A 21,439-nucleotide genomic window follows, 5' to 3' on the forward strand; every position below is an offset into this window, starting at 1 on the left:
AGCGAGGGCTAGTAGCTATCTCGCTTCATAGTTCAACTGAATTTCATCATTTTGGCGGTGAAGCCAGTGTAGGCGAACTCCCAACATAATGGCCGCGGAAGATAAGCCGACGATGAATCCTACCCAGAAGCCTTGTGCCCCCATAGGTTCAACAATCCAATCGGTAAGACCAAGAACATACCCAGTAGGTAGACCAAGTAACCAATAGGCGATAAATGTTCGGTTGAATATTGCTCGCATGTCTTTATAACCACGTAGCGCACCAGCCGCGATAACTTGTATCGCATCGGTACATTGATAAATAGCGGCAAAGATCAACAACTGCATTGCTAAGGTGATAACTACTCGGTTGTCGGTATAGAGGAGAGCAATTTGTTCTCTCAGAACAACCGTCAGTAAAGCGGTAAACACGGCGGTTGAAAGACCAACTAAGATACCAACATGAGAAGCAATGCGTGCGCCTTCTGTCGATTTCTCACCTAGCATATGCCCGACACGGATACTGGTCGCTGCGCCAATACTCATAGGTAACATGAACACCAATGAAGAAAAGTTAATGGCAACTTGGTGTGCGGCAACGACAGTAGAACCTAATGGTGCAACCAACAAAGCGACGACCGCGAACAGAGTTACTTCAAAGAAAAGTGCGGCAGCAACCGGAAACCCAAGTTTAAATAGCTTAACTTGCGCTTTTAGCTGAGGTGGATGAAACGTAGTAAACAATTGAATCTGCCTTAGTCTCTGTGACGTTGTCACATAAAGCAGTAGCAACAAAAACATAATCCAATACACAATGGCGGTAGCAACGCCACAACCTACACCACCAAGGGCTGGCGCACCCAATTTACCGTAAACGAACATCCAGTTCAGTGGAATGTTCAATAGTAAGCCGATGAAACCGATCACCATGGCAGGTTTTGTTAAAGACAAGCCATCAGTCAAACTACGTAGTGTTTGAAACAATAGAAAAGCAGGTACAGCAAACATCACAGCGTGTATATAGCCAATGGTTTTGGTTGCCATTACCGCATCGACATTCATGTAACCGAGTATCGACTGAGTTTGAAACAAAACGGCAATGATAGGGATACTGATCAATAGGGCCATAACAGCGCCTTGCTGAATTTCAAACGGAACTTGCTCTCTATTGCCAGCCCCATTGAGCTGAGCGACAACAGGGACCAGAGCCATCAATAGTCCAATACCAAACAAAATTGAAGGCAGCCAGATACTTGCAGCGACAGAAACTGCAGCCATGTCTGTTGCACTGACGCCCCCCGCCATCACGGTGTCCACGAACCCCATACCGGTTTGAGCAACAGATGCAATCAAAACTGGTGTGGCGAGCTTAATCAAACTAGAAGCTTCTTTTTTATAGCGATGCACGTTAACTCCAATGTTTAAGAAAAAGATAAATATGCTAAGCGTGCGACGCACGTTGGGACGTTTTCGATCGGCAAAGGCCACAAAAGTGGTTTATAAGGCGCTAAAAAACAGTAGTTGCACAACCTAAACTAAGGGGGCAGTATGGAAATCCGACGGTGCATGGCGCTTAAGGCATATTCCACCGTGATAATAATGGAATCTCATATTTCAGGCTACAGAAAAGAAGGTAACTTAGATGTTTACAGGCATAGTACAAGGTACGGCAGAGGTTATTATCATTGAGGCAAAAGAGTCATTCCAAACTCATACCATTCGATTATGTGGTGAGATGCTTAGTGGCTTGGCCATTGGTGCTTCAGTGGCTCATAATGGATGCTGCTTGACGGTGACAAAGATAGCCGATGAGCTTGTCAGCTTTGACTTAATGCAAGCAACACTCCAGTTAACCAACTTAGGAGCGCTTCGTGTTGGCGATCGAGTCAACATCGAGAGAGCGGCAAAGTTTGGGGATGAAATTGGTGGTCACTCAATGTCGGGCCACATCAGTACTACCGCAACGATCGATCAGATCATTGATACACCAAATAACCGAACCATTTGGTTCAAACTGCCTTACGATGATGCGATGAAATACATATTGGCGAAGGGCTACATAGGCGTAGATGGATGCTCGTTAACGATTGGGGAAGTCGAAGCAGATCGTTTTAGTGTGCATCTCATTCCGGAGACATTAAATCGAACTCTGTTTGGTCAGCGTAACGTTGGGGAAAGCGTAAATATCGAGTTTGATCCGCAAACCCAAGCGATTGTTGACACTGTTGAACGTGTACTTTTGTCAAAAGGTGTCGTTGCTTAAGCGACACCAATCCACCAGCCCATGTAACTAGAAGACTTGCTCGTCGTCGGCATCGACGATGAGATTAATGGTGTCGTGCAGTTCATCCACCATCATGTTTAAATGAATGGCATGACAACATGCAGGGCAGTCATCATAAAACTCCTGGTCGCCATTGCTGGCGTCTAGAGTAATTCCGATTTTATGGCCGCAGTGTGGGCACGCAAATTTCTTCTCAGTGTAGTTACGCATACATCTTATTCCTTACGTCTAACCTGTCTAACTTAGGGAGCTACGCTTTAGATTTAGTGCTTCCTATACCACGACATACCAAGCTTGGGTGTTCGTTTTCATAGTAGGCAGAGAAGTTGCTATTTGGGCCGAATTAAGTACGAAACTTGACTATTAACTCAATATTGAAACGCTTTCTTAGAGTTGATAGTGATGTGCGTCGAAAATTGCATGACGCACATCTAAAAATAACGTTAGTAGGAAAGGATTTTGTCGATCGATTTTTGCGCCTGCTCTAAATAGTGGCCGCCAAATTGGTTACAGTGATTGAGAATATGATAAAGATTGTAGATCTCTTTGCGCTGAGTATAACCGAAAGGAAGTGGTGCAATATCTTCGTAGCCACAATAAAACTCAGCGCTAAATCCACCAAAAAGTTCCGTCATCGCAATGTCACATTCTCGATCTCCCCAGTAACAGGCTGGGTCATAACAAATAGGTCCAAAGGCAGATAAAGCCACATTACCATGCCACAAATCGCCGTGAATGAGAGAGGGGCGGGGATTGTGGTTAAGTAACTGCCGAGCAACAACTTCAACAATCTCATCAATCGCTCCGAATGTGACCCCTTTTTCTTTCAGAAGTTGCAATTGCCAGCCTATTCGTTGCTCTGAGAAAAAGGTAGACCACTTCTTATGCCACGCATTGGGTTGCAAAGTCGCACCTAAGTAGTTGTCTTGATCACAGCCATACTCTTTCTGTTCGCCCCAAAGATGAAGATAAGCTAATTGTTGGCCAAATTTATAGCTGTTTTCGGGGTCTTCAAGGGGCTTTGTAGGGAGGAAATTAAGGATGATAAATGCGTTGGATTTCGTATTACCAATCAAAACCAACTCTGGTAGGGTGACGCTGTCGGTTTGGCGAAGCAAACGAAGGTTTTCCGCTTCAACCTGGAACTTACTTAAAAAATCTTTTGAGTTGATCTTAACGAAATAGCGCTGCTCACCATCGCTGATCATATAGCATTCGTTGATGTCGCCACCAGACAAATGCACTTTTTCAACGATATCGTAGGAAAACATTAAGGTTTCAGAAAGCTGTTGAGAAATGGCCTGCCACATAGTCGTCCTCTCTTTTTGATCACCGCACATCTAATAGTTTAATTCATAACTCAATTTCGGATTTGGTTAACTGACAAACTTTTCAAACATTGTGATTATTTTGATTCGCGAATTAACACAACTGTGAATCGAGTCGCTTAGTCATTGCTAATTTAGTGGCTTCGGCACTAGAGCATTTATTATTCGACAAGTATCATTCAGTTTTTGATGTTGGTTCCAATAGTGGTATGAAAATCCTAATCTGTGACGATTCGGCAGTAGCCAGAAAGTCAATCAGTCGCTCCATTGTATGCGACAGAGCGATTCATCTAATCGAAGCTCGAGATGGCTACGAAGCTTTGCAGATCATGATGGAACAAAATATCGATCTTTTGTTTCTTGATCTCACGATGCCAATCATGGATGGGTTCGAGTTACTCGCTTCGCTCCCTGTCAGCCAACATCACACTGATGTCATTGTCATTTCGGGAGATGTTCAAGCCGAAGCGAAACAACGCTGCCTTGAGTTAGGTGCGTTCGCGTTTGTATCTAAACCGTTTTCCAAAAGAGAAATAGAACCGTTCTTTAGCCAATTTGGCTTGCAATACGCCGACCCACATTCAAAACCAGAACTTTCCGCCGATCCTAAACTCACCTCATTTTCGAAATTTAAAGAGATCACCAACATTGCACTTGGCAAAGGGGCCGCCATTATGGCTGATCACCTTAACGAGTTTATTCAACTGCCTGTGCCGAATGTTGGCCCGCTGACCTACGGTGAACTTTACATGACCATGGTGGACGTGATTAAACGAGAAGGTGCCGTCGCGGTTTCACAGCGTTTTGTCGGTGGTGGTATCCATGGCGAGGCACTAGTTTGTTTATGGGGACGCGATATTGATGTGATTGGCCAAAAGTTGGGTTATCACCAAGACTTTACCACTCACAATGAGATCATCCTTAACGTCTCTAACTTACTCGTGTCGTCTTTTTTGACCTCACTTGGTAGCCAACTCGACAAGCAATTTTCGTTACGACAGCCGGCCATTATCGATAGTTTTTCAGCCATAGGAGGCAGCGACAAAGAGTCTCAAGAGCTTTTTACGGTCGAATACACCTATTTTGCTGAATCACTGGATTTCGAATGTGAAGTTTTATTTCTCATTGATAAACCTTCCGTTGGTATTATCTACGAAATTATGGAGTCACTATGAACTCTGATCTGACGTTAAATATCGCCGATTTTCACTGGGTGACGCAGATACTCGATACTATGGACTCTGGGCTGGTGGTGATTGACCGCTCTTACAACGTCTGTGTTTGGAACAGTTTTATGCAATCCTATAGTGGCGTTATGTCTCAGACAATCTTGGGTAAAAATCTCTTTGAGTTTTTTTCTGATTTACCGCGCACTTGGTTAGAAACTAAGGTTAATACCGCCGCAATATTGGAAACTCGCTCTTTCTCGAGTTGGGAAAACCGCCCTTATCTTTTCAAGTTTCATAACTTTTCACCTGTTTCCAATGGCAGTACCTACATGTATCAGGATATTGTCATTACACCATTGCGCTCACTGTGTGGTGACGTTAGTCATGTCGCCATTCAAATCAATGATGTCTCTGAAATTGCACGCAGTAAAACGCATTTGAAAGAAACCAATCACCATTTATCTGAAATCAGCCGTCGCGATGGCTTAACGGGGCTGTTTAACCGCGCCTTTTGGGAGCAATCGCTTAAAGAAGAGTTTTCTCGGATGCAGTTCTTGGACACGCCGAGTTCTTTGGTCATTTTTGATATTGACCACTTTAAAAAAGTCAACGACACCTATGGGCATCACGCCGGTGATGAGGTAATACGTAGGACCGCGTCTTTACTGAAGAAAACCGCGAGAAACAGTGACCTGTGTGGTCGATTTGGTGGCGAAGAGTTTACGGTTTTGCTGCCTCATACCAGCGCAGATCAGGCGCGTTATTTTTCAGAGCGGTTACGAAAACGTATTGAACAAGAAATTGTTTGCGTGGAAAAATTTGCGATTAATTACACCATCAGTTTGGGTGTCTGTGAATTTGATGCAAAATTCACCTCTCATACGGAGTGGCTAAAAGCAGCAGACAGTGCGTTATATCACTCAAAAGAAGGCGGCAGGAACCAAACGACCGTTCATGAAGAGTGATCTTTGTTCGCTTTTGGTGCAAAGTCCGCCATATAGTCAAATTCTGGCAATTATAATTGATTAAATGGATGAAATTTTCTCGACATGGCTTAGTATTAACAGAGAGAAAAAAGATGTAAGCTTACACAGTAAGTAAGCATTCAGACGGAGAAAAAGAGTGGTTGTTGAAACCGATGGATACTTAGCTCTTATTGAGCACCTTGCCTTAAATCTTGATGTATTCGCGTCTGACGTTGGCGATACGGGCACAGAAACCATTGAAGATGTGGTGACAGACATGATCGCCTCAAACATCATGGCGATTTTTGAACAGAACCCAGAGCTGCATTCTAGCGTTCGCTTCAAACTGTTAAAAGAAGCGGATTCAGTAGCGGAAGATCTAGGAGAAGTTCTGGCTGGGGTATGGCTCAAAAAAGCCACCAATGAACAGATTAATTTTTTAGATGAGTATATTGCTTTAGTAAAAAATCTGTTCGATACCGCTGTAGCAAAATACGACTAAGCCGCAATATTCGCTGATTTGTTTTTAGTCCGCAGTATTCATAAGAAGGGTTACATTGTAACCCTTCTTATTTGCCAAAATTTACTCGCCCAATATGGATTATCGGTTCGCGATATGATGACTCCCTTTGAAGTAGACGCATGCATGAACTGCTGGTGGTTAAGATAGATCCCAACGTGATAATCGGATTTCGTTGTTTTGAAGAACAGTAGATCGCCTTGTTGCCTCTCTTCCCAACGTACTGGCTGGGAAGCATTAAACTGTGCCAACGTCGTTCTTGGTAGTGCTCGTTGATAGGCGTGGAGAAACGCTTGTTGTACAAAAGCAGAGCAATCAATCCCTTCTTTCGTATTCCCACCAAACTGATAGGGCGTGCCATACCATTCGCCGTAAAAGGTTTTTAACTCTCGGTTTTGTTCCCAAAGTGCTGCTGATGTTTCTGGGGCTTTCGGGCTTTGGCTACAGCCACTCAGCAACGCAAAAATGGATATAATAATGAATCGGTTACATTGAGCCACTTGTCATCTCGCTGTCTTATATTTGTCACGTAAGCGTCACAGCCATCTCATAGACTCACCCCCAATCACATACTGATTTCTGTGAATGGATTTGCTGGTTTGTCTATGTCTTTCAATAAACGCTACTCTTTGTCGCTGATCCAAATGATCAGTGGTTTGTTCATTACTTTCCTTCTGTTTGTTATTGCATTGTCGTCATCGAGTTACCGTGGTGTCAATCAAATCGGTGTACAGTTTGATACCTTATCAGAGCAAGCTCTCCCTTTAGCACTCAATAACGCCAAACTTACCCAAAATATTTTGGAGCAAATAAAGTTACTCAATTACAGCTCGACACTGAAAAGCGCAACTGAACTAGATGCAACGCGAGCTAGGATTGTGCAGCTGAATGACACCATCGCTTTGTTGATCGCTCAAGTGACGGAAATGGGTGAACGATTTGAACATGTCGTCACTCAAGATGAAAAAAACATCTTGCTTGAGAATGCTAACCGCCTTCAACAACTTAGTGATCGCGTCATTAAGTCTCAAGTGAAGACGATCAGTGAACAAGAGGAGCTTGATAAAAGCATCTCCACCTTTCGTTACGGGTTAAGTTCGATTGGCCCTGAAATGACACGTATCAGCTCTTTTCTCGCCATCGATAATCCTGAGTCACAAGATGCCTCTAACCGCTTTAGTGCAGGGGCAAGTTCAATGGAAAGTACGTTCTTGATGTTGCTGATGCAACAAGATCTGACGGGTGCAGAGAAAGAATACCAAGAAATGAAAAATCGCATCGCCGGTATAGAACTAGCGTTTGACGACTTTAAAGATTGGCACCCTGATGTCATGGAGTTTAGCAGTCTGAGTGCGCCCTATAACATCGTGCTGGATGGCTTCAAACCAAATGGCTTGCTTTCTTTGGTGATGACTAGGGTAGAACGCCAACAAGCCCAGCAGTTCGATATCCAGAAGGCAACCGTGTTGTCTAATAACACGCTCAGTTTGCTCAATGAGATTTCCGCCTCTTCAATGGCACTCATCGACGATAGTGAACAGATTGTCCACCAAACGATCGAACGACTGATTTCACTGCTTGTCATTGGCAGTGCAGTCGTCGCTATCGTCATTGTTGTCGCTGGAATTCGTTTCCGAGCATGGGTCAACAGCGGCTTACGCAATACGCTCGGTGGTTTGTCCGCTATGGCCGATAACGACTACCGAAATGACATTGTGTCAGCTGGGCCAAGAGAGCTGAAAGAAATCAGCATGAAACTCAATCAAGTGATCGCCTCGACACGATCATCGCTGAGTATCGTCACCAACAATTGTGAATCGCTCTATCAAAGTGCAGAAACCAGCCATTACGCAGCTGAACACTCGAGTGTAAGTTTAGCCAATCAAAACGACTCTCTAGCCACCATTGCGACCACTGTCGCTCAGTTGGAAGCCTCTATCGACAGCATCGCACAAATGACGTCGGCATCAAGCTATGATGCAAACGAAGCGGCGCAAAGTACAACGCATGGTGTCGATGTGGTCGAAGAGAGTTTAGCGCGATTGGAATCGCTGCGATTGTCGCTCAATGTCAACGAAGAAGCGATGAGTGAGCTTGATCAGCGGGTGGATGCGATACGCGAGATGGTCGACATGATCAGTGGCATTGCAGCCAATACCAATCTGCTTGCTCTGAATGCGGCGATTGAAGCTGCGAGAGCGGGCGAGCAGGGCAGAGGCTTTGCCGTTGTGGCTGATGAAGTGCGAAAACTTGCCTCCGATACTTCAAAGCAAACCAGTAATATTAGCGAAATGATCAATGAACTGACTTTAGCGGCGGATAAGAGTCGCCATGCGGTTGAAGATTCGCGTAAAGGGATGTCACAAGCGCTGCTTTCAAGCGGAGAGGTTCGCTGCGCGTTCTCAGATATTGAACGGGTAGTACAACAGATCCGAGCAAGAGTTGAACAAATTACCCATGCCACTCAAGAGCAGCAGAGAGCAACCGTCGATGTGACTCGTGCAATTGCCCATATCTCTGACCAAGGTGAGCAAACCCGTGCGCAGCTGGAGGCGATGGTGGAGAGTTCACAACAAGTATCGAACATCGCTGCCAAACAACAAGAGATGCTGCACAGCTACCAACTTACGTGACGTGCCACCGCTCTTCTCTAGTGGATTCAGAAGTGGTTTCTAAACGGCTGGGTGAGCATCTTATCCAGCCGTTGTTCATTAGGATTGCGAATCTCTGGAATGCCAATAACAACACCTTCATGACCCGCTTTAGGTTGTGCGCGATAGGTGCGAAAACAACGGTCCCATACCGATAGAAAAAAACCGAAATTGGAGTGGGTCTCTTTCACCTCCGTCGAGTGATGCACTCGGTGCATATCTGGTGTCACAATCCACTTTCTTAACCAATGATCTAGGGTTAAAGGCAACTTGGCGTTACTGTGATTAAACATCGCGCTTACGTTGAGGATGATTTCAAACACCACCACCGCGAGAGGCGATACACCAAGTAAGCTGACAAACGTTATTTTGATCAGCATGGAGAGCAAAATCTCTATTGGATGAAAACGAGTTCCTGTGGTGACATCAATATCCAAATCAGCGTGATGCATTCGATGTAATCGCCACAGCGGTTTTACGCGATGAAACAACAAATGCTGACAATAGATAATGAGATCCAACAGCAGCACCGACAATAGGATATTGACGATGTCATTCAAACCGAGCAGATGGAAAAGACCAAATTGATGCTGCTGGGCCAAGATTGCCGCTTGGAATGCGACGATTGGAAGCAACAACGCAACTAAAACACTATTAAGCAGCACAAGCGAGAGATTGTTCAGCCAGCGAAACGAGCGTGAAACTGTCCATGGTTTACGTGGCAGTTTATTCTCCCACAATAAGCACAGCAGCAAGGTTCCAATAAAAAATCCCATGCGGATAAGAGACGGATCGGTCATGGCGGTTTGGTTCATGGAATTTCCCTACCTGGTTATTGATTCGGGTGACGGAGACGGTAAGTCAGTGAGAGCTTGTCGTATAAGAGAACTGCCGATAAAATCGTGCACCCATTTTTATACTTGATACTCTTCATGCGCATTCACGCTTTTCATCGGTTATATCAATACCGTCAGTCAATCTCAACAAAACCTTTTCACGCTCGTGGCTGCAATATCAAGCGGTGTGTCTATTGCCAAGTGGTTGAAACGCATTGCCTGTGCGAGTTCCAACCCGATATAGAGACCGATGTAGCCTGCATGTTGATTGTGTCGGACAACGAAGTGTTTAAACCGAGTAATACTGGACGTCTGATTGCTGACACGGTAAAAGAAACCTATGTCTATCAATGGAATCGAACCGAGCCAGATCCCCAAATGCTGGCACTTCTTAATGATGCCAATTATCGACCAGTGATTGTCTTTCCCGCAGACTATGTCGATGATGCTTCACGCCTGATTGACATTGCCAAAGTCAGTCAGCAAACCCCAGCGAATGGTGGCAAAGCGAAATGGCTGTTTGTGTTTCTCGATGGCAGTTGGCGTGAAGCGAGAAAAATCTTCCGACGTTCTGAATTTTTACAGTCTCTCCCTGTACTGTCTGTTTCCCCAGAGCATGTCTCGGAATACCTCATGCGCCGCTCAGAGAATGAACAGCATTTGTCGACAGTGGAAGTGGCATCCTTGGTCTTGCAGCAAGCTGGGCAGCAAGAGGCTGCAGATTGCCTACAAGCGTGGTTTCAAACGTTTAGAGAAAGTTATCTGCTCAGCAAAAGTCGTGGAAAAGGTGATGTCTCTCGCCCGGCCTTGCAACATTTCATCACCCATTACAAAAGCGAGAGTTCACTCTAAGCTTTGCTATTTGATTGCTGGCAACTTGCGCAAACAGACGTCATGAGCGGATAAATCTCGTCTATGTCACGGTTTGCAGGCGTAGAGATATGGATAATGGCGCAAGTTTTCATAATTTATGCTTATTTTAGGGGCTCATTTTTGGCTCCATGCAGCAATTTCAGGAGAGAAATTCATGTATTACGGCTTTGATGTTGGTGGCACTAAAATCGAATTTGGTGCGTTTAACGAAAAACTAGAGCGCGTGGCAACAGAACGTGTACCGACACCAACCAACGATTATCCGTTATTGTTAGAAACCATCGCAGGTCTTGTCGCAAAATACGACCAAGAGTTTGCTTGTGAAGGCAAAATTGGCCTTGGTTTACCAGGCATGGAAGATGCTGACGATGCAACGGTACTGACGGTTAACGTACCTGCGGCAAAAGGCAAGCCGTTACGTGCGGATCTGGAAGCCAAAATTGGTCGTAGCGTAAAAATTGAAAACGATGCGAACTGTTTTGCACTCTCTGAAGCATGGGATGAAGAATTGCAAGACGCACCATCAGTGATGGGGTTGATCTTAGGTACGGGCTTTGGTGGCGGTTTGATCTACGAAGGCAAAGTCTTCTCAGGTCGCAATAACGTTGCTGGTGAGCTTGGTCACATGCGCTTGCCATTGGATGCATGGTTCCATTTAGGCGACAACGCGCCGCTGCTAGGTTGTGGCTGTGGTAAAAAAGGCTGTCTAGACAGCTATCTTTCTGGCCGTGGTTTTGAACTGCTTTACGCCCATTACTACGGTGAAGAGAAGAAAGCCATCGACATCATCAAGGCCAACGCAGCAGGCGATGAGAAAGCCGCAGAGCATGTCGAGCGTTTTATGGAACTTCTTGCGATCTGTTTTGGTAACATCTTCACCGCGAATGACCCACACGTTGTTGCTCTCGGTGGTGGCTTGTCGAACTTTGAACTGATTTATGAAGAGATGCCAAAGCGTGTGCCTAAGTATCTGCTTTCTGTCGCTAAGTGTCCGAAGATCATCAAAGCAAAACACGGCGATTCAGGCGGTGTACGTGGTGCAGCATTCTTGAACATCAAAGGCTAATTTGCGGCAAAACCCATTGATGAAAAAGGCTTGCAATCATGCAAGCCTTTTCTTTTAGACCCATTCCATCACGGGCAATCCGAAGCTGAAGCGAATTACTTATTCTTCTTACCGACGCCTAGGTTTTCTTTCTGTTTCATCGTGATCACGCCAAAGCCAAGCTTTTTAAAGTGATTATCGCGGTAGTTGCGCACGGCTTTTGTATCAGAAATCGCTTCAATTTGCTGTTCCATTTTCAGATAGTCGCGAATATCAATTCCTTCCGCTTCTGCAACCGCTTCATGAATATTACGGTGTTTTTCGTAAGAAAATGGCAAAGTTTTTTCAACACCCTTATAGGTGTAAATAATGGTACGAATCATGAAATCTCTCAAAATAAAAGGCCAGACGCGCTGACCTTGTATCTGTTTCTAACAACAACAGGGCTAGATTCTGCCTTGAAGTGGAATAATTGTCACGCTTTCTCCCGTTTTTACGCTATCAACCGCGGGAGAAATTTCAATCAAGCAGTTTGCTTCACTCATCGAACGCAAAATGCCAGAGCCTTGTTTCCCAGTTGTGCGAACGGTTAGACGGCCAGTTTCATCCAATTCATAGATACCACGGCTAAACTCCGTTCGACCTTGGCGAGAACGCAAATTTTCTTTGGCAATCGCACTGACTTTCAATGGCTTCCAGCCTAGCTCGCCTTGCATTTTACGCACAGCAGGCTCAACAAAGTTGATGAATGACACCATCACGGCAACAGGGTTGCCCGGAAGGCCAAAAAACGGCTTTTCATTGATCTGACCGAATGCCAATGGGCGCCCAGGACGCATATTGATGCGCCAGAAATCAATTTCTCCGAGCTTGTCGAGAGCCAGTTTGATGTAGTCTGCATCACCAACGGAGACACCACCAGAAGTGATGACCACATCCGCTTGTTGCGCGGCGCTTTCCAGTGCATCAATCATCGATTGCTCGTTATCTTCTAGAATGCCGAAATCCAAGATGTCGCAGCCGAGCTTCTCAAGCATGCCCATAATAGTAAAACGGTTTGAATCGTAGATAGAGTTCGCTTTTTGTTCTGTCCCAGGCGCCTGAACTTCGTCGCCGGTGGAGAAGACCGCCACTTTCAATTTACGTAATACATTGGCTTGTGCGAAACCAAGAGAAGCCATCATGCCCATCTCAGGCGAGGCGAGGCGAGTCCCCGCGGTAAACACGCTACTGCCGATGGTTAAGTCTTCACCCGCTTGGCGTACGTTTTGTCCGGCTTTGATATTGGCACCATTAAAGGTGACCTTGTCACCATCTTGCTGCGCTTGCTCACGCATCACCACTGTATCTCCGTTGATGGGCGTTGGCGCACCGGTCATGATTTTGACCGCTTGACCCAATTCTAACGGATGTTCGTAGTGATAACCGGCCAGCACTTCAGCCACGATCTGGTAACTTTCTCGTTGTAAGTCATCACCTCGAACCGCGTATCCATCCATCGCTGAGTTGGTGTATTGCGGCACATTCACTGGAGAAATCACGTCGTGAGCCAGCACTCGCCCGTAAGCGTGTTGTATCGGGCATGACTCAATATCACTCAAAGTAGAGACGAGGGAGAGAATTTTCTCTTGCCCTTGGGCAACAGAAAGAAACGCCGGAGAAAGCGTATCACAGCAGACAGCGGGCGCATTTTGCGTGGCAACGTGCTGATGTTGATGAACATAATCGAGGACAAATTGGCAAATCGCATCCAAATCATTGATGTTGAGTTGGGGCAGAGCGCTTTCTAACGGGCCACTGTCTGAAGCGATGGCGATAATGTTTTCATCATTAGGGTGCAACCACGGTTTTCCGACTTCTTCACGATGCAATTCGATTTTGGGAAACGCGATGTTCTTGCAGCCTTCGACCAAAATGACGTCGATGGTTTGCTGGTCGAAGCGACTAAGCAGGTAATCAAATTCTGATTCCGCTTCAGGGGTTTCTGTCATCAAGGCAAAACGATTTCTAGAAGCAATCAGCATTTGTGAGGCCCCCGCTTTACGTAAGCGGTAGCTGTCTTTGCCTGGTTTATCCACGTCAAAATCATGATGAGCGTGTTTCAGTAACCCAACTCGTAGACCGGCTTCGGTCAACTTGGGCAACAAGGCTTCCAATAGGGTGGTTTTTCCTGTTCCTGAATAAGCAGCAAAGCCAAGTAAAGGCAAAGTGATGGTGTTTCTCATGATTCTAGTTGTCCAAATTGGGTGAGTTCTTCAGGCGTATTGAGGTTGACGAAGCAGTCTGGAGAATCACTAAAATCCACATACTGTGTATGACACTCTTTGTAGAGTAGGATGATTTTACGGTCGCCACGTTCTAAAAATGCCGTCAGTTTAGGCAAGACACGTTTGTGATACAGGGTAAAGACAGGTTGCTGATGATCGCCATCATGGGCAACCAAAATGTCGGTTTCATCCGTCACCGCACGACAAAAACGCTCCACCAAGTCTTCATTGATGCGGGGGCAGTCACAAGGGACAAACCCAACCCAATCGGTATTCGCGTGCATCAAACCGGCATGAATGCCGCCCATAGGACCTGGGAAATTTTGAAAATGATCGCCAAACACGGGACCATATTGTTGGTAATCATCCTGATTGCGGTTGGCATTGATCAGAATGTTTGAAGTTTGCGACGTTAGCCGCTCAATGACGTACTCAATCAACGGCTTATTATTTAAGGCAATTAAGCCTTTGTCTTTACCGCCCATTCGGCTAGCTTGGCCGCCAGCTAAAATAACCCAACTAGTGAGTGTTGGTTGTAGCATAGGTATTCTCTTGGGATAACTCTTTTGTAATGACATACAAGAGTGGCGACTCTACCAGAGTATTGTTTTTGATCCACCACTGTTTTTTACACAAATCAGTAAGCGCGTTGGTTTGATGGCTCGTGACCACAATGCTGGACCCCCTCGCTAACAAATCTTGCGCTAACACCACTAAACGCTCGATCGACTCTTGATCAACCGACGCGCTGGGTTCATCCATCAGCAAGATTGAAGGTTTTAGGATCCACGCTCTGGCCATTGCCACCCGTTGACGCTCTCCACCAGACAGCACAGACACATGCTCATCGGCTAAGGTTTCTAAGCCTACCATACGCAGCGCGTGAATCACTTCCGCTCGTTTCTCCTTTGTGCTGACACCATCATATTTGATGCCGTAAAGGACATTTTCATAGACGGTGCCATCAAAGAGGTAAGGGGACTGATGAAGATAAACAACATCACGCCGACCAAGTGAAGGAAACCAGCGGCGCAGCCAGCCATTATTTTGCGCACACACTTTACCGCTCGTCGGATGCACCAAACCAGCCAAGATCTTCAACAAGGTCGTTTTGCCTACACCATTGTCCCCTTTGAGGTAAATAGCATCGTTCGGGCCGATTTGAAGTTGAGGAATGTGAAACAGCACTCGCTCTTTAAAGCGCATGGAAAGATCTCGAGCGGTAATTTTAATCGTCATATCACTTCCTAAGTTCGCAAATAGCCTTTGCCACGCATACTCGACAGCAAAAAGTTCAACACGAGTGCCAAGGTGAGCAGCACAATACCAAGTGCAACCCCTTGAGCAAAGGCGCCCTTGTGGCTCTCCATCGAAATGGCGGTCGGGATGTTTCGCGTCAAACCCATAATGTTCCCACCCACCATCATCGAACAACCCACTTCGGTCACAATTCGTGAAAAACCGGTAATGGTGGCCGCCATAAGAGGAAAACGGGTTTCCCAAATCATCGTCGCGCTTAGTCTTGGCAGAGACACACCAAGGGTTAATGCGGTTTCTAACGCGCGGCGATCGCTCGATTGCAACGCGCCATACATCATCGAAACCAGCACAGGAAAACAAATTAGCATTTGCCCGAGGATCATCGCTTTTTGAGTAAACAGCATTTGCCAATCACCGAGCGGACCTGATCGCGAGAGGAACATGTAAAGCAGCAAACCAATCACCACCGTGGGTACCGATTGCAGCGTATTGACAAAGGAAACCAGCAGCCACTTGCCGCGAAAATTGGTGTAGGCGAGGAGAAAAGACAAAAAAGTCGCAGGCAAAAGCACCAACAATATGGCGGTAAGAGAAACGCTAAAGGAGACCGCAACGATCTCCCATAGTTCTTTGTCTAAGCTAAACAGTAAGGCAAAAGCCTCTTGTGTTGTTTGCCAAAGGCTCATTGATGACTACTTCTGATCTGCATTTGCCACAAACAGTTGCTTGCCATTTAAGCGGAAGCTGTTGATCAGCTCTTGACCACGAGGATTGACCAACCAGTCACTGAATACTTTGGCGCCCTGATAATTGATGCTCGGGTAACGTTCTGGGTTGACCAAAATGACTTGGTACGGGTTGAAGAGTTTTTGATCACCTTCGAACAGTACGGCAAGATCCAACTTGTTGTTGTACGCCAGCCAAGTACCACGGTCTGTTAACGTGTAACCTTGCATTTCTGACGCCATGTTCAGCGTTGGCCCCATACCTTGACCCACAGAGCGATAACCGCCGAAGTTGGGTTCCATCTTGGTTTGTGCCCAAATGCCCAGTTCTTTCTTATGCGTCCCCGAATCATCGCCGCGTGAGATAAAGGTAGCATTGTTATCCGCGATGGCTTTAAACACCTCAAGCACGCTGCTGTCTTGAGCAACTTTTGCTGGATCTGCTTTTGGTCCCACGACGATAAAGTCGTTGTACATGAGCTTGCGAGGTAGCACGCCGTAGCCTTTTTCGACAAAGGTCGCTTCGGCTTTCGGAGCATGCGTCATCACTAAATCCACATCGCCATTTTCACCCATTTTCAGTGACTTACCCGTTCCTGCGGCCAGCACATCCACTTTATAACCGGTGTCTTTTTCGAATTCAGGCAGTAGGTAATCAAGCAGGCCAGAGTGATAAGTACTGGTTGTGGTTGCCAAACGCACACGGTGAACATCATCGGCAGAGAAAGAGGAGAAACTCACCAGCGTAATCGACGTTGCCGCCAAAGTAAGAGCCACTTTGTTCATTGTATTTTAATTCCTTCAAATCATTCTTGGGCAAATAGGCCATTGCAGTTACACAAACTGACACACAAACCGCTTCACCACTTGGTCAAACTTCATCGGTCAGCGTGGTTTAATGCCAGTTTGCAATTGCATATGGTCCTATTGCAAACAAGATGCCAACAAAACACCAGTACTAAATTGAGAAAATAAGCCTTATATCATGCAGTTAAACATCGAATAGTTTGATGTGAGACAAAATGTCGCACATTTTATAAGGAGATTAAATGATTCGTTGGTACACTATGTCCTATACGTCATTCTGTCTCGAGGAAAGTATGTCTATTCAATTGGACCCCAACTCCGTATCCCAATACCAAGCGTTTTCCGTGTTAGTTGTCGATGATGAAGTCGGCATGCAGGCCATTTTGAAAAAAGCGTTGGGTAAGTGGTTTTCAAAAGTGGATGCAGCAGGCAGTATCGAACAGGCTGAAAAGCTCAGAGTGACCAACCATTACGACCTGATTGTTCTCGACATCAATTTGCCCGGTCGTTCAGGGATCGAATGGGAAGAAGCGTTTAATGATCCCGAGCGAAAAGCCGATGTCATCTTTATGACCGGTTATGCCGATCTCGAAACCGCCATTACCGCGCTAAAACTGGGCGCAACAGATTTTATTCTTAAGCCGTTTAATCTCGAGCAGATGCTGCAAGCGGTAAAACGCTGCATGGATCGTCGCCTCAACGCACGCATGCAATATGCGCTCAAACGCGATTATCAACGCAATCATATCTCTGAAATGGTCGGGAACTCCGACAAAACTCGCCAGCTAAAGCACATGGTCACACAATTTGCCCCATCAAAAGCGTGTGTGCTGATTGAAGGGGAGTCTGGCACGGGTAAAGAACTGGTGGCTCGCGGTGTTCACTTGGCCAGCGGCAGAACCGGTCCTTTTGTGCCACTAAACTGTGGTGCGATTGCGCCAGAACTGCTGGAAAGTGAACTGTTTGGTCACACATCTGGGGCGTTTACTGGGGCGAAAAAAGCGCGTGAAGGGCTTTTCCGCGTGGCCATCGGCGGCACATTATTTCTCGATGAAATCGGTGAGATGCCACTGGCGATGCAATCGTCTTTGTTGCGAGTGTTAGAGCAGCGTAGTATCCGTCCTGTTGGCAGTGAAAAAGAAATTCCCGTCGATGTACGCGTGGTCGCGGCAACCAATCGCGATTTACAGCAAGAAGTCGAAAAAGGGCGTTTTCGTAAAGATCTCTATTACCGACTCAACGTACTGAAAATTGAAGTACCGCCGCTGCGAGAAAGAAAGGCCGATTTGCAAGAGCTGGTGCCATTTTTCACTAAGCAGCTCTCAAGTGAGCTTGCAATGTCTGCCCCGCAATGGGCGCATGAAGACATCGAAGCCATGCATGATTACGCCTGGCCAGGTAACGTACGTGAGCTACGCAATCTGATTGAACGCTGTATTCTCCTTGGCAAACCACCAGCGCATTACTGGCGCGAACTGAATGGCTCTATGAACCTGCCAAACGTTTCGATCACCGTTTCTCACAGCGCTGAAGTGCCAACATTTAAAGAAGGCAAACCTGAGTACTCGGGTGCTGGCTATCCTAATAATTGGACGTTGAGAGATGTAGAGAAAGCCCATATCCAACAAGTAGTGAATTATTACGATGGCAATAAATCGGCGGCATCACGCGATCTTGGAGTGGCACGCAAAACGTTAGAGCGCAAATACAAAGAGTGGGAAACCGAGGAAACAGATTATGCAGAGTGATCAAACACTTTGGTCAACTTGGCGCTATCGCTTTAAAAGTATGGTGCGCTATCGGTTGCTGTTTCTAACCTCTGCGCCGATTTTCCTCACCTTGATTGCATTGATTGGGATCTCTGTCTATTGGTCGATTCATTACACTTGGAGCAGTGCACTGATTGATGTTTCTGAACGCCTTGGAGTTGCGAATAACAGCATAACTCTATTGCAACAGAAGCAGGCTAATTACGTTAAAGCCTTCGCTGAAAGCTATCAGTTTCGTACTCGTATCAATCAGCCAATGGATCAAGACGATCTTCAGCAATGGGTACACAAACAGAAAAAGCAATATCAGCTCGATTTTCTCGCTTTTCATCGTGTCGACACTATAGAGCAAAAGTTTCGTTTTCTCGATTTAACCAAACGAGAGTCCTTTTTTGATGTGTTGAGCGAAACGGAGTTACAACGCCTTGATCCAGACTTGGCCAAACGCGCTGAAGTGCCGATTTTGAAAACGGGCAAAATTGAAACGCGCGGCCTCATCAGTCGAACTGTGATTCCAGTGTTTAACCAAAGTAATGATTTGATTGGTTTTCTAGATGGTGGGCTACTGCTTAACAACAGCACCGTGCTCGTCGACCAAATCCGCGATTTGATTTACATCGGAGATGAGGATTCTCTCAGACCGATCGGCACCGTGACGCTGTTCATGGAAGATCTCCGCGTCAGCACCAATGTGCCGCTAGACAGCGAAGATCAGATTGGCCGTGCAATCGGTACTCGAGTGTCGAGCGAAGTAAATAGATCGGTTCTCATCGAGGGCAAGCAATGGGTGAATCGTGCTTTTGTGTATGACGCTTGGTATATCACCGCCTATCAACCCATTCGCGACCAATACAACAACACCATCGGTATGCTTTATACCGGCTATCTGATGTGGCCATTTGTTAAAGCGTACCTCACCAACATAGTGGAAATCAGCGTTATCACTTTGACCTTGCTGGTGGTCTCCGGCCTTTTGGTTTACCGAGGCTCGCGAGATCTTTTCCGTCCAATTGAACGCATTCATAAAGTGGTAAAATTGGTGCAACTGGGCAAAGACAAGCGGATTGGTGCGTTGGGGTTAGATGAAAACCACGAGCTGGCGCAATTGGCCAAACAGTTCGACAACATGCTCGATCTGCTCAAAACACGTGAAGAGCAGATCAAACAAGCGGCCAATGAACTGGAGCAAAAAGTGTTGGAACGAACAGCCAGCCTTAATGAGAAAACCGAGCAGCTCGAGCACCACATTCGATTGCTCAATCAAACGCGCGACAAACTGATCGTCAATGAAAAGCTAGCGGCCTTGGGCGAGTTAACCGCCGGTATCGCCCATGAGATTAACAACCCAACCGCCGTGATACTGGGCAACGTCGAGTTGATTCGTTTTGAACTCGGTGAGGATGCCGCACGCGTAGAGGAAGAGATAGAAACGGTGATGGCGCAGATTGACCGTATTCGAAACATCACGCGAAGTTTGCTGCAATACAGCCGGCAGGGCGGGGTGCAGGATGAAATCATCTGGCAGCACGTCAATCCGATCATCGAAGAGAGCATTACGTTGGTCAAAACCGGCTCTAAAAAACGCACCATCGAGTTCGTCACTGAGCTCAATGCGCATACATCGGTTGAAGTGAATCGCCATCAACTATTGCAGATTTTGGTTAACTTACAAATGAATGCCATCCATGCAATGAACGGCGAGGGCCGATTGACCATCACCAGTGAAGATTGGTTCGAAGATGGGGAAAGCGTGGGCGCGGTCATCCACATTGAAGATCAAGGTTGCGGCATCAAACCCGAAAAACTGAGCCGAATATTTGACCCGTTTTACACCACTAAACGTGATGGAACTGGCCTTGGTCTTTCTGTTAGCCAGAGTTTGCTTAGCCAATCCGGTGGGGAGATCAAAGTGCGTTCACAACTGGGGATTGGCAGCACGTTTAGTGTTTACCTCCCGAGAAAAAATGAAGCCAAACTGCGTGACACCTTACTGATTCAGTAGCGATATGGATAGGCATAAAGAAAAGCTCTGTCGATGCGACAGAGCTTTTTGTTTGAGTGGTCTATTGATGCACTGCTTATTGGCCGCTGAATGCAATTCTCGGTGGTTTGATGCCGTGTTTCTTAAACTCTTTCATGACACGCAAAGTAACGTCGGATTCAAACAGTTTTTCATACGCAGTATCCACCACGTAGGCTTTGCAGGTTAACTGGATTGCCAAATAGTTGTCCGTGATCGTCTGCTTCACCAGCACCACCACCGGTTTCGGTAGGTGGATGTAACGGCTAGACGAAGCCGCTTCCTGAATTAACTCACGTGCAAGCACAATATCTTCATCCATACCGACATAGAAGGGGATCACCACCTGCATGTCGAGTGCGCCATAGTTTCCGCTGACCGTCACTTCATTGAGAAATTTGTTGTTTGGAATGGTGATGATGTCATCGGTGAGTGTTCTCATGCGCACAGAACGAAGGCCAATCGCGATGATGTCACCATAATTACCTTCGAACGTGACACGGTCACCCACTTGAAATGGGCGATCAATCATCACTGTCAATCCGGCAATAAAAGACGCGGCTAAGTCTTTTAACGCGAAACCAACCGACACCGCCAACGTACCACCAATCAATGCCAATATGTGGTCATTGATGCGAAAGCTCATCATAAACACCACTAGGCCAGCGGTTAAGTAGATGAAGAACTGCAGGAACGATTGGGTTTTCTGCAACAGCATTCGATACTGCGCAAACTGGCCGCCAATGCTCTCTACCATCGAGCTCATGAACTTCAACAGCAACCATGTAACGGCGATGATAATCACAGAGAAGAACACACCGCTCCAGCGGATCAAGCTGGCAAACTGCTGGATGTTTTCCATATTGGCAATTTCTTCCGTCGCGAAAGCCGGTGCCGAGATTAATGCCGCGGCGAATAGCGCGTAGAGTTTCTTATTCATA

The 21,439-nt window shown here is 46.3% G+C and carries 21 protein-coding genes; 9 read left to right on the forward strand and 12 right to left on the reverse strand.

The window, feature by feature from the left end:
- Positions 1-15: 15 nt before the first annotated feature.
- Positions 16-1,386, reverse strand: coding sequence for an MATE family efflux transporter (locus tag AOT11_RS15125; protein WP_017420140.1), 1,371 nt, complete (start codon positions 1,384-1,386; stop codon positions 16-18).
- A 235-nt stretch (positions 1,387-1,621) separates the two neighbouring features.
- On the opposite strand from AOT11_RS15125, the gene AOT11_RS15130 reads away from it, so the two are divergent.
- On the forward strand, positions 1,622-2,242 hold the full coding sequence (locus AOT11_RS15130) for a riboflavin synthase (protein WP_017420139.1): 621 nt from the start codon (positions 1,622-1,624) through the stop codon (positions 2,240-2,242).
- 27 nt (positions 2,243-2,269) lie between these two features.
- On the opposite strand, the gene AOT11_RS15135 is transcribed toward AOT11_RS15130, so the two are convergent.
- Together AOT11_RS15135 and AOT11_RS15140 are read right to left on the reverse strand one after the other, a co-directional pair.
- Positions 2,270-2,473 (reverse strand): CPXCG motif-containing cysteine-rich protein, encoded by a 204-nt coding sequence (locus AOT11_RS15135; protein WP_011080411.1) that lies wholly within the window; start codon positions 2,471-2,473, stop codon positions 2,270-2,272.
- A gap of 233 nt (positions 2,474-2,706) precedes the next feature.
- Positions 2,707-3,573: a fructosamine kinase family protein gene (locus AOT11_RS15140; protein ID WP_026050262.1), complete on the reverse strand. Its 867-nt coding sequence runs from the start codon at positions 3,571-3,573 to the stop codon at positions 2,707-2,709.
- Between the two features lie 227 nt (positions 3,574-3,800).
- Here AOT11_RS15140 and AOT11_RS15145 point away from each other — a divergent pair, with 227 nt between their 5' ends.
- The 3 genes from AOT11_RS15145 (at position 3,801) to AOT11_RS15155 (ending at position 6,227) form a co-directional block, all read left to right on the forward strand.
- The gene (locus AOT11_RS15145) at positions 3,801-4,766 is read left to right on the forward strand and encodes a response regulator (RefSeq protein ID WP_026050261.1); all 966 of its coding nucleotides are present in this window, start codon (positions 3,801-3,803) and stop codon (positions 4,764-4,766) included.
- The gene (locus AOT11_RS15150; RefSeq protein ID WP_013571748.1) at positions 4,763-5,725 is read left to right on the forward strand and encodes a diguanylate cyclase; all 963 of its coding nucleotides are present in this window, start codon (positions 4,763-4,765) and stop codon (positions 5,723-5,725) included. The genes AOT11_RS15145 and AOT11_RS15150 overlap by 4 nt, the downstream gene beginning before the upstream one ends.
- 157 nt (positions 5,726-5,882) lie before the next feature.
- Positions 5,883-6,227, forward strand: coding sequence for a DUF3802 family protein (locus tag AOT11_RS15155; protein ID WP_011080415.1), 345 nt, complete (start codon positions 5,883-5,885; stop codon positions 6,225-6,227).
- A gap of 50 nt (positions 6,228-6,277) precedes the next feature.
- Here AOT11_RS15155 and AOT11_RS15160 read toward each other — a convergent pair whose 3' ends face one another.
- On the reverse strand, positions 6,278-6,745 hold the full coding sequence (locus tag AOT11_RS15160; RefSeq protein WP_017420136.1) for a C40 family peptidase: 468 nt from the start codon (positions 6,743-6,745) through the stop codon (positions 6,278-6,280).
- A 105-nt stretch (positions 6,746-6,850) separates the two neighbouring features.
- Between AOT11_RS15160 and AOT11_RS15165 the strand changes: the two genes are divergently transcribed.
- On the forward strand, positions 6,851-8,878 hold the full coding sequence (locus tag AOT11_RS15165; RefSeq protein ID WP_026050260.1) for a methyl-accepting chemotaxis protein: 2,028 nt from the start codon (positions 6,851-6,853) through the stop codon (positions 8,876-8,878).
- Positions 8,879-8,904: 26 nt separating this feature from the next.
- Here the strand turns inward: AOT11_RS15165 and AOT11_RS15170 are convergent, their stop codons facing one another.
- Complete coding sequence (locus tag AOT11_RS15170) at positions 8,905-9,711, reverse strand: sterol desaturase family protein (protein WP_017420134.1); 807 nt, start codon at positions 9,709-9,711, stop codon at positions 8,905-8,907.
- 117 nt (positions 9,712-9,828) lie between these two features.
- Here AOT11_RS15170 and AOT11_RS15175 point away from each other — a divergent pair, with 117 nt between their 5' ends.
- On the forward strand, positions 9,829-10,584 hold the full coding sequence (locus AOT11_RS15175; protein ID WP_026050259.1) for a tRNA-uridine aminocarboxypropyltransferase: 756 nt from the start codon (positions 9,829-9,831) through the stop codon (positions 10,582-10,584).
- 175 nt (positions 10,585-10,759) lie between these two features.
- Positions 10,760-11,671: an N-acetylglucosamine kinase gene (gene nagK / locus AOT11_RS15180; protein ID WP_017420132.1), complete on the forward strand. Its 912-nt coding sequence runs from the start codon at positions 10,760-10,762 to the stop codon at positions 11,669-11,671.
- A gap of 95 nt (positions 11,672-11,766) precedes the next feature.
- On the opposite strand, the gene AOT11_RS15185 is transcribed toward nagK, so the two are convergent.
- The 6 genes from AOT11_RS15185 to AOT11_RS15210 all read right to left on the reverse strand — a co-directional run bounded on the left by AOT11_RS15185 (position 11,767) and on the right by AOT11_RS15210 (position 16,688).
- The gene (locus tag AOT11_RS15185; protein WP_011080421.1) at positions 11,767-12,033 is read right to left on the reverse strand and encodes a DUF2960 family protein; all 267 of its coding nucleotides are present in this window, start codon (positions 12,031-12,033) and stop codon (positions 11,767-11,769) included.
- A 63-nt stretch (positions 12,034-12,096) separates the two neighbouring features.
- Complete coding sequence (locus AOT11_RS15190) at positions 12,097-13,875, reverse strand: bifunctional molybdopterin-guanine dinucleotide biosynthesis adaptor protein MobB/molybdopterin molybdotransferase MoeA (protein WP_017420131.1); 1,779 nt, start codon at positions 13,873-13,875, stop codon at positions 12,097-12,099.
- Positions 13,872-14,459, reverse strand: coding sequence for a molybdenum cofactor guanylyltransferase MobA (mobA, locus tag AOT11_RS15195; protein ID WP_017420130.1), 588 nt, complete (start codon positions 14,457-14,459; stop codon positions 13,872-13,874). Before mobA ends, AOT11_RS15190 begins: the two co-directional genes overlap by 4 nt.
- Complete coding sequence (locus tag AOT11_RS15200; protein ID WP_017420129.1) at positions 14,437-15,156, reverse strand: energy-coupling factor ABC transporter ATP-binding protein; 720 nt, start codon at positions 15,154-15,156, stop codon at positions 14,437-14,439. The genes mobA and AOT11_RS15200 overlap by 23 nt, the downstream gene beginning before the upstream one ends.
- An 8-nt stretch (positions 15,157-15,164) precedes the next feature.
- Positions 15,165-15,863 carry an ABC transporter permease gene (locus AOT11_RS15205; protein ID WP_011150304.1) on the reverse strand — a complete coding sequence of 233 codons (699 nt, stop codon included), beginning with the start codon at positions 15,861-15,863 and terminating at the stop codon, positions 15,165-15,167.
- Between the two features lie 6 nt (positions 15,864-15,869).
- A complete protein-coding gene (locus AOT11_RS15210) occupies positions 15,870-16,688 on the reverse strand; it encodes an ABC transporter substrate-binding protein (protein WP_017420128.1) in 819 nt (272 codons plus the stop codon).
- Positions 16,689-17,002: 314 nt separating this feature from the next.
- On the opposite strand from AOT11_RS15210, the gene AOT11_RS15215 reads away from it, so the two are divergent.
- Together AOT11_RS15215 and AOT11_RS15220 are read left to right on the forward strand one after the other, a co-directional pair.
- Positions 17,003-18,457 carry a sigma-54-dependent transcriptional regulator gene (locus AOT11_RS15215; protein ID WP_017420127.1) on the forward strand — a complete coding sequence of 485 codons (1,455 nt, stop codon included), beginning with the start codon at positions 17,003-17,005 and terminating at the stop codon, positions 18,455-18,457.
- Positions 18,447-20,480, forward strand: a complete 2,034-nt coding sequence (locus AOT11_RS15220) for a sensor histidine kinase (protein ID WP_026050258.1) — start codon at positions 18,447-18,449, stop codon at positions 20,478-20,480. Before AOT11_RS15215 ends, AOT11_RS15220 begins: the two co-directional genes overlap by 11 nt.
- 76 nt (positions 20,481-20,556) lie before the next feature.
- Here the strand turns inward: AOT11_RS15220 and AOT11_RS15225 are convergent, their stop codons facing one another.
- Positions 20,557-21,438 carry a mechanosensitive ion channel family protein gene (locus AOT11_RS15225; protein WP_017420126.1) on the reverse strand — a complete coding sequence of 294 codons (882 nt, stop codon included), beginning with the start codon at positions 21,436-21,438 and terminating at the stop codon, positions 20,557-20,559.
- Between the last annotated feature and the right edge of the window lies 1 nt (position 21,439).

Origin of the sequence: Vibrio vulnificus NBRC 15645 = ATCC 27562, assembly GCF_002224265.1 — a bacterium.
Classification (GTDB): domain Bacteria; phylum Pseudomonadota; class Gammaproteobacteria; order Enterobacterales; family Vibrionaceae; genus Vibrio; species Vibrio vulnificus.

What these genes read in the sequence shown, in the direction of transcription:
- AOT11_RS15205 (WP_011150304.1), bottom strand. Translation starts at nt 15,863, where the DNA reads ATGAGCCTTTGGCAAACAACACAAGAGGCTTTTGCCTTACTGTTTAGC.
- nagK (WP_017420132.1), top strand. Translation starts at nt 10,760, where the DNA reads ATGTATTACGGCTTTGATGTTGGTGGCACTAAAATCGAATTTGGTGCG.
- AOT11_RS15165 (WP_026050260.1), top strand. Translation starts at nt 6,851, where the DNA reads ATGTCTTTCAATAAACGCTACTCTTTGTCGCTGATCCAAATGATCAGT.
- AOT11_RS15130 (WP_017420139.1), top strand. Translation starts at nt 1,622, where the DNA reads ATGTTTACAGGCATAGTACAAGGTACGGCAGAGGTTATTATCATTGAG.
- AOT11_RS15135 (WP_011080411.1), bottom strand. Translation starts at nt 2,473, where the DNA reads ATGCGTAACTACACTGAGAAGAAATTTGCGTGCCCACACTGCGGCCAT.
- AOT11_RS15175 (WP_026050259.1), top strand. Translation starts at nt 9,829, where the DNA reads ATGCGCATTCACGCTTTTCATCGGTTATATCAATACCGTCAGTCAATC.
- mobA (WP_017420130.1), bottom strand. Translation starts at nt 14,459, where the DNA reads ATGCTACAACCAACACTCACTAGTTGGGTTATTTTAGCTGGCGGCCAA.
- AOT11_RS15140 (WP_026050262.1), bottom strand. Translation starts at nt 3,573, where the DNA reads ATGTGGCAGGCCATTTCTCAACAGCTTTCTGAAACCTTAATGTTTTCC.
- AOT11_RS15200 (WP_017420129.1), bottom strand. Translation starts at nt 15,156, where the DNA reads ATGACGATTAAAATTACCGCTCGAGATCTTTCCATGCGCTTTAAAGAG.
- AOT11_RS15215 (WP_017420127.1), top strand. Translation starts at nt 17,003, where the DNA reads ATGTCTATTCAATTGGACCCCAACTCCGTATCCCAATACCAAGCGTTT.
- AOT11_RS15145 (WP_026050261.1), top strand. Translation starts at nt 3,801, where the DNA reads ATGAAAATCCTAATCTGTGACGATTCGGCAGTAGCCAGAAAGTCAATC.
- AOT11_RS15150 (WP_013571748.1), top strand. Translation starts at nt 4,763, where the DNA reads ATGAACTCTGATCTGACGTTAAATATCGCCGATTTTCACTGGGTGACG.
- AOT11_RS15170 (WP_017420134.1), bottom strand. Translation starts at nt 9,711, where the DNA reads ATGAACCAAACCGCCATGACCGATCCGTCTCTTATCCGCATGGGATTT.
- AOT11_RS15220 (WP_026050258.1), top strand. Translation starts at nt 18,447, where the DNA reads ATGCAGAGTGATCAAACACTTTGGTCAACTTGGCGCTATCGCTTTAAA.
- AOT11_RS15185 (WP_011080421.1), bottom strand. Translation starts at nt 12,033, where the DNA reads ATGATTCGTACCATTATTTACACCTATAAGGGTGTTGAAAAAACTTTG.
- AOT11_RS15210 (WP_017420128.1), bottom strand. Translation starts at nt 16,688, where the DNA reads ATGAACAAAGTGGCTCTTACTTTGGCGGCAACGTCGATTACGCTGGTG.
- AOT11_RS15190 (WP_017420131.1), bottom strand. Translation starts at nt 13,875, where the DNA reads ATGAGAAACACCATCACTTTGCCTTTACTTGGCTTTGCTGCTTATTCA.
- AOT11_RS15225 (WP_017420126.1), bottom strand. Translation starts at nt 21,438, where the DNA reads ATGAATAAGAAACTCTACGCGCTATTCGCCGCGGCATTAATCTCGGCA.